Here is an 8,838-nt window from a genome sequence, read left to right on the forward strand (position 1 = left end):
GTATCCTCCGAGCCGCGCGATCTTGACGACGTAGTGGGAGATCGTGGTTCGTTGAGAGCGGTTGGCACCCCGATCTTTCACCAAATGATCGAGAAGCTTGATTTCGGTTTCCGTCAGCGCCGTTTGCGGCGGCGCATTCGGCGTGGAGCGATTGAGCATCGTCATCCAGAAGACGCGCCAGCTCACAATGCAGAAGACCGCGATCAGATTGACCAATCGCTCAGCGGTTCGCAATTTCGACTCCTCCGCCTTGCAGCCCGATTTGAGGATCTTATGGAAGACTTCGATCTTCCACCGCAGCGCGTACCACTCGAGCTTCTCGATGGCGTCCTTGCGCGATTGGACCGGGAGATCGGTGAGAAGCTTCCACTCGATTTTCTTTCGCCGCTTCGGCGTTCCGCGCTCTTGAGCATGGATCACGGTCAGAGTGAGTGCAGGATATTTCTTCTGCTTGCCGATCGGCGGCAGAATTCGAAGCTTGCGGAATCGAATTTCAAGAAGCGCTTCATCCGGATCACCTTTGTCATCCTTGACAGCCACCCGGTGCAGACCTTTGACCGCGACCTCGTCCATTTCGTCGGCAATTGTATGATTGCCGTCCCCGGCGAGTCGATCAACGCAGGTTCGCACCAGGAAATGCGTTCCAACCTCTTCGGCCAGACAGAACAGCTCATAGATGTCGCTCTCGCGATCGCCGATATGAACGCATTGTCCAGGGGCAGCGAGAAGGTCGGTCGATTGTCGTAAATTCTCCAGCCAGCGGATGCTCTCCTTCTGCTCGATCGGAACCCGTGTCGGATTGATCTTTCGCTTCAGGGCCGTCGTCCCCTTGAACTTCTTGCGTGTCCAGAACTTGATTGCCGCCAGTCCGAGCGGAAGCCCCTCGGTCGTCACGGCGAGGCTCGAATGCATCAGGATGCCGCACTGCGTGCGCCCTGCCGTCTTACCTGTAAAGCCAATCAGATCCGGCTTCTCTCGCTTGAAGCTGAATTCCGTCGTGTCATGGAGGACAAGGATCGGCCCCTCCGTTGTCGTCGCGCGCCCGTGCGTCGCCTCAAAGTGGCCGCCAAGAATATCCGCCTCGTTGACCCGTTCGTTGGAGAAGAAGCGATACGCGGCCTTCGTGTTCGCCCAGTCCTGACAAACCAGCGGGATGCTCTGACCCATGTCGCTCCCGATCAGCCCGAGCAACTTGCAAAATCGGCGGCCGAGCCGCTCATCCTTAAACTCGCATCCCGCAACTTCCCGATCAACCCACGTCTCGATGCCGGTCGTCAATCGCTGAGCACGCGCTTCCGCAAGATCCTTTAGTACCAAGCCCACCAAGCACCATCAAATTCGAATCAGGTGCTCGACAACGAATCACAAGAGATTCTGCCGATTCAAGTTTTCGCCGCGGACACGTCGTCTAAATCGACCGCAAATTGTGGGTAATTGGAAGGAGGCTTACGCCGTGCAGGCCGTGCTCGAAAACCAATCGTTCGGAAGCTTGTTCGGCTGGAAAATCGCAGCCACGAGCGAAGCCGGTCAGAAGCACATCAATGTTGCAGGGCCGCTGGCCGGCCGCATCATGAGCGAGACCGTGATCGCCGATGGCGGTACCGCATCGATGACAGGCAATTCGATGCGCGTCGGCGAGCCGGAATTCTGCTTCCGCATGGGACGCGACCTGGCGCCGCGGTCTTCGCCCTTTAGCACCGATGAAGTGCTTGCCGCCGTCGACACCTTGCATCCCGCGATCGAAATTCCGGATTCACGCTTCAGCGATTTCACCAGCGCGGGCGAGGCACAGCTGATCGCCGACAATGCCTGCGCGCATCTGTTCGTGCTAGGGCCGGCAGCGGCTGCGAATTGGCGCGCGATCGATCTCGTCGAGGAGCGGCCGCAGATCACGCTGCGCGGCGAGCGTTATCTCGGTCACGGCAAGAACGTGCTCGGCGATCCCCGCGCCGCGCTCGCCTGGCTCGCCAACGAACTGCGCGAGCTCGGCATCACCTTGCGGGCAGGGCAGGTGGTGACGACAGGCACCTGCCATCCGCCGCTGCCGATCCAGCCCGGCGATCATTTTGCGGCGGATTTTGGTGTGCTGGGGAAGGTGTCGGTGGGGTTCGTGTAGGCGCACCTCTCTCTCTACCGTCATTGCGAACGAAGCGAAACAATCCAGAATATTTCCGCGGAGGACTCTGGATTGCTTCGCTACGCTCGCAATGACGAAATCAAGAATCTTGGCCGGGCACGATCGTCGCAAACGGCTCCTACCGATGCCCGAAGATCGCGCTGCCCACGCGCACATGGGTGGCACCCAGCATGATGGCGGTCGCATAATCCGCGCTCATGCCCATCGAGAGGTTGGTCAGGCCGTTGCGCGCGGCGATGTTGGCGGTGAGCGCGAAATGCGCCGCGGGCGGCTCGTCCACCGGCGGGATGCACATCAGGCCTGATATCGTCAGGCCATAGGTGTCGCGGCAGCTCTTGAGGAAGGCGTCGGCCTCGCCGGGTGCGACGCCGGCCTTCTGCGGCTCCTCGCCGACGTTGATCTGAACGAAGAGTTGCGGGTGCTTGTTCTGGGATTCGATTTCTTTGGCTAACGCTTGGCAAATGCTCGGACGATCGACCGAATGGATCGCATCGAACAGCGCGACCGCCTCCTTCGCCTTGTTGGATTGCAGCGGACCGATAAGATGCAATGTGATATCGGGGTAAGCAGACGTTAACGCCGGCCACTTGGCTTTGGCCTCCTGCACGCGATTCTCCCCGAACACGCGCTGTCCGGCGCCGATGACCGGCATAATTGCATCCGCCGAGAACGTCTTGGACACCGCGATCAGCGTCACCGAGGCGCGATCGCGCCGCGCGTCCTTGCAGGCGCGTGCAATTTCCGCCTCGACCGCGGCGAGCGCATTTGGTGAATCGCCGGTTACCGGCGCGGCGTTGTTGTCTGTCATGATGTCGGTTGGGCCGTGACTTCAGGAGGTAGTTCCAATTTTACCGAGTTCAAGAAAGGCTTTTTGAACCCTTCGCTTTACCTTGCCCGTGGGGTGGGTAACGAAGATGGCAAACGTCAGTTTCAACCGCAAGCGGGTAAAACTCAAGCAGGTCCTCGGCATCAGGGCCCGGCTTGCGTTGCTCGCGGTGATTCTGGTCGCGCCCTTGATGCTCGAGCGGATCCGCTCGCTTGAAGACACCCGCACCAAGCAGATCGCGCAGGCCACGGCCGAATTCACCACCGTTGCACGGCACAGCGCCGATGCGCAGCGTGAGGTGATCTCGTCGGTCGAGACCATCCTGAAATCGGAAGCCTTCATCCGCGCCTCCGCCGGCGGCGTCGGCAAGAGTTGCGACGTGCTGCGCGCGAGCCTGCCGACCAGCCTGCCCTGGATCCGCACACTCCTGATCGCCGGCCAGGACGGCCGCATCCAGTGTGCGACCAACAACATGTATGTCGGCCTCGACCTCTCCGACCGGCCTTATTTCCAGCAGGCGCAGGAGACCGGCCGGTTCGTGCTGTCCGACTTCATCCTGTCGCGCCCGGCGCAGGCACCGACCGTCATGGCGGTCTATCCGGTCTCCGCGTTCAGCGGCGTCGCGGACGCTGTCGTGCTCGCGACCGTCAATCTCGACTGGATGTCGAAGGTGATGAACAATCTCGGCGGTCGCGTCGGCATTACCGCGGTGCTGGTCGACAGCACCGGCACCGTGCTGGCCGCACCCGCCGACCAGCACAGCGCCGTTGGACGGCCCCTTGACGACATGCCGCTGATGTCGGCGATCGCTGAGCTGGCCTTGCGCTCGAACCAGGACGAAGGCTCGTTGTCGTTCCTCGCCGCTGACGGCTCGCAGCGCGCGGTCAGCTTCATCCGCATCGCCGGCACCAATGCCCGCCTGATCGCCAGCATCGACGAAGACAAAGTGTCCGCGGCGGTGAGCCGCGACATCCGCACCGCCTATCTCCAGCTCGCTTTCGTCGTGATGTTCGTGCTGCTCGGTGCGCTGATCGCCGCCGAGAAGCTCGTGATCAAGCCGATCGAAATGCTTGCCGACATGGCCAAGCGTCTCGGCGAGGGCGATCTGTCGGCCCGCGCCGCGCGCAAGAGCCTTCCTTCCGAATTCGTGCCGCTGGCGCGCGCCTTCAACGCGATGGCGGCGCAGCTCAGCCAGCGCGAACGCGAGCTGATCGCGACCAATGATCGACTTACGGTGATGGCATCGATCGACATGCTGTCGGGCCTCGCCAACCGCCGCGGCTTCCAGAGCCGTCTCGACTTCGAATGGATGCGCGCGCAGCAATATGGCAGCGAGCTGGCGCTGCTGATGATCGACGTCGACCATTTCAAGCTGTTCAACGACACCTACGGCCATCTCGAAGGCGATTCCTGCCTGACGCGCCTCGGCGAGTCGCTGTCCGACATCGCTGCCGATACGATGGGCTTTGCCGCGCGCTATGGCGGCGAGGAGTTCTGCCTCCTGCTGCCGAACACCGACCTGATGCGCGCAGTCGCGATCGGCGAACAGGTGCGCGCGGCCGTGCTGAAACTCTGCATGCCGCACATCACCTCGGCCCACATGGTCGTCACCGTTTCAATCGGCGTCGCTGCGACCCGGCCGAACGAGTCGCTGCGTCCCGGCGATCTGATCGAAGCTGCTGACGCGGCGCTCTATGCCGCCAAGCATCGCGGCCGCAACAATGTCGTCGAGCACGGCGTGCAAGCGATCGAGAAAGGCACGGCGGGTATGGTGATTGCGGCGAGCGCCTAAAGCGCGATGAGATTGGGTTGAATCGTCATCGCGCTTTGGCTCTAGCCGGCAGCCTCGGCGCGATCGAGCTCGTTTTCCGCATCCATCAGGCCTGCAGCCGCTCGGACGTCTCGACCACGACGGCGCTGACCTCGGGAGCGATACAGGTCTCGAACAAGTCCTGATTGGTACTGACGTCGAAGGGGCGGTTGTGGTCAATCAGCAGGTCGATGGCGTTGCGCAGGTTATTATGGCTGCCGGCGTAGTACTGGAACCAGATCGCAAAATTGGTCGGCATCGGCGGAATCCGTTGCTCGGCCATGGTCCGCACGGCCCGTCCGGCGACGGACACGGCATAGTCGTAGCCGGGATCGTCGAAATCTGAGGCCATTGCCTGACGCGGGGGGTACACTATTGGGGGCCAACCTCGCACCGACCCCTTAATCCGATCCCAACACCCATATACGTACTTTTGCGGAGCAGGATTGCGAGTGGCCGCTCGCCACGGCAACCCATTGACCCCCCGAGGACTTCTATGGCCTAGTCCGGCCTCTTCAGGCCGCTAAAACCACGAAAACGCAACGATTCCATGACCTCCGAACGCTATAATGCCCGCGACGCCGAACCGCGCTGGCAACGCAAATGGGACGAACAGGCGATCTTCGTCTCGAAGAACGACGATTCGCGGCCAAAATATTATGTGCTGGAGATGTTCCCCTACCCCTCCGGGCGCATCCACATCGGCCATGTCCGCAACTACACGCTCGGCGACGTGCTGGCCCGCTTCATGCGCGCCAAGGGGTTCAACGTACTGCACCCGATGGGCTGGGACGCCTTCGGCCTGCCGGCCGAGAACGCCGCCATCGAGCGCAAGGTCGCACCCAAGGCCTGGACCTACGACAACATCGCCGCGATGAAGAAGCAACTCCGCTCGATCGGGCTGTCGCTGGACTGGTCACGCGAATTCGCGACCTGCGACCCCAGCTACTACAAGCATCAGCAGAAGATGTTCCTGGATATGCTCGCCGCGGGCCTTGCCGAGCGCGAGAAGCGCAAGCTGAATTGGGATCCGGTCGACATGACCGTGCTCGCCAACGAGCAGGTGATCGACGGCCGTGGCTGGCGCTCGGGCGCAATCGTCGAGCAGCGTGAAATGAGCCAGTGGGTCTTCAAGATCACGAAGTACGCGCAGGAGCTGCTATCGGCGCTGGATAGCCTCGACCGCTGGCCCGACAAGGTCAGGCTGATGCAGCGCAACTGGATCGGCCGCTCCGAAGGCCTGTTGATCCGCTTCGCGCTGGATCAGGCGACGACGCCCGCCGGCGAGAGCGAGCTGAAGATCTTCACGACGCGCCCGGACACGCTGTTCGGCGCAAAGTTCATGGCGATCTCGGCGGATCATCCGCTGGCGCAGGCGGCCGCCGCGAAGAACCCTGATCTCGCCGAGTTCATCTCCGACATCAAGAAGATCGGCACGGCACAATCGATCATCGACACCGCGGAGAAGCAGGGCTTTGATACCGGCATCCGCGCGGTGCACCCGTTCGACCCGGACTGGAAGCTGCCGGTCTATGTCGCCAACTTCGTGCTGATGGAATACGGCACGGGCGCGATCTTCGGCTGTCCCGCGCATGATCAGCGCGACCTCGACTTCGTCAACAAATACGCGCTGGGCAATACGCCGGTCGTCTGTCCCGAAGGCCAGGATCCCAAATCCTTCGTCATCACCGACACCGCCTATGACGGTGATGGCCGCATGATCAATTCGCGTTTCCTCGACGGCATGACCATCGAGCAGGCGAAGGAAGAGGTCGCCAAGCGCCTCGAAAGCGAGATGCGCGGCAACGCGCCGGTGGCCGAGCGCCAGGTCAATTTCCGCCTGCGCGACTGGGGCATTTCGCGCCAGCGCTATTGGGGCTGCCCGATTCCGGTCATCCACTGTCCGAGATGCGACGTGGTGCCGGTGCCTGATGACCAGTTGCCGGTGGTGCTGCCGGAAGACGTGAGCTTCGACAAGCCGGGCAATGCGCTCGACCATCATCCGACCTGGAAGCACGTCACCTGTCCCAAATGCGGCGGCAGCGCCAGCCGCGAAACCGACACCATGGACACCTTCGTGGATTCGTCCTGGTACTTTGCGCGCTTCACCGATCCCTGGAACGAGAAAGCACCGACGACGCCCGCGATCGCCAACCGCATGCTCCCGGTCGACCAGTATATCGGCGGCGTCGAGCACGCGATCCTGCATCTGCTCTACAGCCGCTTCTTCACCCGCGCCATGAAAGCCACCGGGCATCTCGCGCTGGATGAGCCGTTCGCCGGCATGTTCACGCAAGGCATGGTGGTACACGAGACCTACCAGAAGGCCGACGGCAGCTGGGTGCAGCCGGCCGAGGTGAAGATCGAGGTCGGCGGCAACGGACGCCGCGCGATTCTGCTCGCGACCGGCGAAGACGTCACGATCGGCCCGATCGAGAAGATGTCGAAATCGAAGAAGAACACGGTCGACCCCGATGACATCATCGCGACCTATGGCGCCGATGTCGCCCGCTGGTTCATGCTGTCGGACTCCCCGCCCGACCGCGACGTGATCTGGAGCGATGAGCGCGTCCAGGGCGCCTCGCGCTTCGTGCAGCGGCTGTGGCGGCTGGTGAACGATGCCGTGGAGGTCAGCAAAACCGCTCCCGCAACCCGGCCGGGTTCCTTCAGTGACGATGCGACCGCCCTGCGCAAGGCCGCCCATGGCGCGCTGGACAAGGTCACATCAGGCGTCGAGCGGCTACATTTCAACGTGTGCCTCGCCCATATCCGCGAGTTCACGAATTCGTTTTCCGAGGTGCTCCAGCGTCCCGGCCAGCCGGCCCCTGATTTGGCTTGGGCGATCCGGGAGGCCAGCCAGATCCTGGTCCAGCTGTTCTCCCCGATGATGCCGCATCTGGCCGAGGAGTGCTGGCAGGTTCTGGGCCAGCCCGGGTTGGTTTCCGAGGCCAGTTGGCCGCAAATCGAACGCGATTTGCTGGTTGAAGACAGCGTGACCCTGGTGGTCCAGGTCAACGGCAAGAAGCGGGGCGAGGTCACGGTTGCAACAGTGGCCCAGAATCCGGAAATCGAGGCTGCCGCTTTGGCCCTTGATGCTGTAAAACTGGCCTTGGACGGCAAGCCCGTCCGCAAGGTGATCATCGTCCCCAAGAGGATCGTGAATGTTGTCGGCTAGGATCCGTATCGCTGCCCGCTTGCTGGCGATTGCCACACTGGCGGCGCTGACGGCCGGCTGCTTCCAGCCGATGTATGCCGAGCATACCGATGGCACCCCCGGCCTGCGTGAAAAGCTGATGGGGGTCGATCTGCCGCCGATCTCGAAGGCAAACGCCTCCCGCGAGGCCCGCGTCGGCGTCGAGATCCGCAACGCCCTCGCCTTCAAGCTCTACGGCTCGGCGACCGGCATGCCGCCGACGCATCGACTCGATATCCGCTTCACCACCACCAAATCGTCGCTGATCGTCTCGGCCGTGACCGGCCTGCCGACCAGTGAGAATTACGGCATCGACTGCCAGTATAATTTGGTCGAGGTCGTGACCGGCAAATCGGTGATGACCGGCTCGACCTTCTCGCGCGTGTCCTACGACATGCCCGGCTCGTATCAGCGCTTCGCCCGCAACCGCGCGATACGCGACGCCGAGGATCGTGCGGCCAACGAGATTGCCGAGAACATCAACACAAGGCTCGCCGCGTTCTTCACCGCGGGCTCCTGATTCATCCCAGTCATTCCGGGGCACCCGAAGGGTGAACCTGGAATCTCGATCCACAATCTCCGGATTCCGGGTTCGCGCGTTGCGCGCCCCGGAATGACGAATCCTGAGCAACATGGTCGCGCTGCGCGGAAAAGAGATCGATGCCTTCCTCGCACGTCCTGATGCGGGCCGCCCGATCATCCTGCTTTACGGTCCCGACGCCGGCCTCGTGCGCGAGCGCGCCGACGCACTGATTGCGTCCGCCATTGACGATCCCAACGATCCCTTCTCGCTGGTCAAGCTCGACGGTGACGAGCTGTCCGCCGAGCCGTCGCGTCTGGTCGACGAGGCCATGACCGTGCCGCTGTTCGGC

At 62.4% G+C, this 8,838-nt stretch carries 7 protein-coding genes and 1 pseudogene; 5 read left to right on the plus strand and 3 right to left on the minus strand.

Going from position 1 to position 8,838, the window contains the following annotated elements; translation table 11 throughout:
* Positions 1-1,323 (minus strand): IS4 family transposase (locus AOQ71_RS45350; protein ID WP_057740974.1); only part of this gene is annotated, 1,323 nt, incomplete at its 3' end.
* Positions 1,324-1,426: 103 nt separating this feature from the next.
* On the opposite strand from AOQ71_RS45350, the gene AOQ71_RS23990 reads away from it, so the two are divergent.
* Positions 1,427-2,116 (plus strand): 2-keto-4-pentenoate hydratase, encoded by a 690-nt coding sequence (locus AOQ71_RS23990; protein ID WP_245317095.1) that lies wholly within the window; start codon positions 1,427-1,429, stop codon positions 2,114-2,116.
* A 139-nt stretch (positions 2,117-2,255) separates the two neighbouring features.
* Here the strand turns inward: AOQ71_RS23990 and AOQ71_RS23995 are convergent, their stop codons facing one another.
* Positions 2,256-2,945, minus strand: a complete 690-nt coding sequence (locus AOQ71_RS23995; RefSeq protein ID WP_057751954.1) for a YggS family pyridoxal phosphate-dependent enzyme — start codon at positions 2,943-2,945, stop codon at positions 2,256-2,258.
* A 106-nt stretch (positions 2,946-3,051) separates the two neighbouring features.
* On the opposite strand from AOQ71_RS23995, the gene AOQ71_RS24000 reads away from it, so the two are divergent.
* On the plus strand, positions 3,052-4,755 hold the full coding sequence (locus AOQ71_RS24000; RefSeq protein ID WP_057751956.1) for a diguanylate cyclase domain-containing protein: 1,704 nt from the start codon (positions 3,052-3,054) through the stop codon (positions 4,753-4,755).
* Positions 4,756-4,840: 85 nt separating this feature from the next.
* Here AOQ71_RS24000 and AOQ71_RS24005 read toward each other — a convergent pair whose 3' ends face one another.
* Positions 4,841-5,125 carry a hypothetical protein gene (locus AOQ71_RS24005; protein ID WP_057751960.1) on the minus strand — a complete coding sequence of 95 codons (285 nt, stop codon included), beginning with the start codon at positions 5,123-5,125 and terminating at the stop codon, positions 4,841-4,843.
* A 198-nt stretch (positions 5,126-5,323) separates the two neighbouring features.
* Between AOQ71_RS24005 and leuS the strand changes: the two genes are divergently transcribed.
* The 3 genes and pseudogenes from leuS to AOQ71_RS48375 all read left to right on the plus strand — a co-directional run.
* The gene (leuS, locus tag AOQ71_RS24010) at positions 5,324-7,948 is read left to right on the plus strand and encodes a leucine--tRNA ligase (RefSeq protein ID WP_057751961.1); all 2,625 of its coding nucleotides are present in this window, start codon (positions 5,324-5,326) and stop codon (positions 7,946-7,948) included.
* Entirely contained in the window at positions 7,935-8,486 is a 552-nt protein-coding gene (locus AOQ71_RS24015) for an LPS assembly lipoprotein LptE (protein WP_057751964.1), read from the plus strand. The genes leuS and AOQ71_RS24015 overlap by 14 nt, the downstream gene beginning before the upstream one ends.
* Before the next feature lie 112 nt (positions 8,487-8,598).
* A pseudogene (locus AOQ71_RS48375) lies at positions 8,599-8,838 on the plus strand (DNA polymerase III subunit delta); the annotation flags it as partial.

Source organism: Bradyrhizobium manausense, assembly GCF_001440035.1.
Lineage (GTDB): Bacteria > Pseudomonadota > Alphaproteobacteria > Rhizobiales > Xanthobacteraceae > Bradyrhizobium > Bradyrhizobium manausense.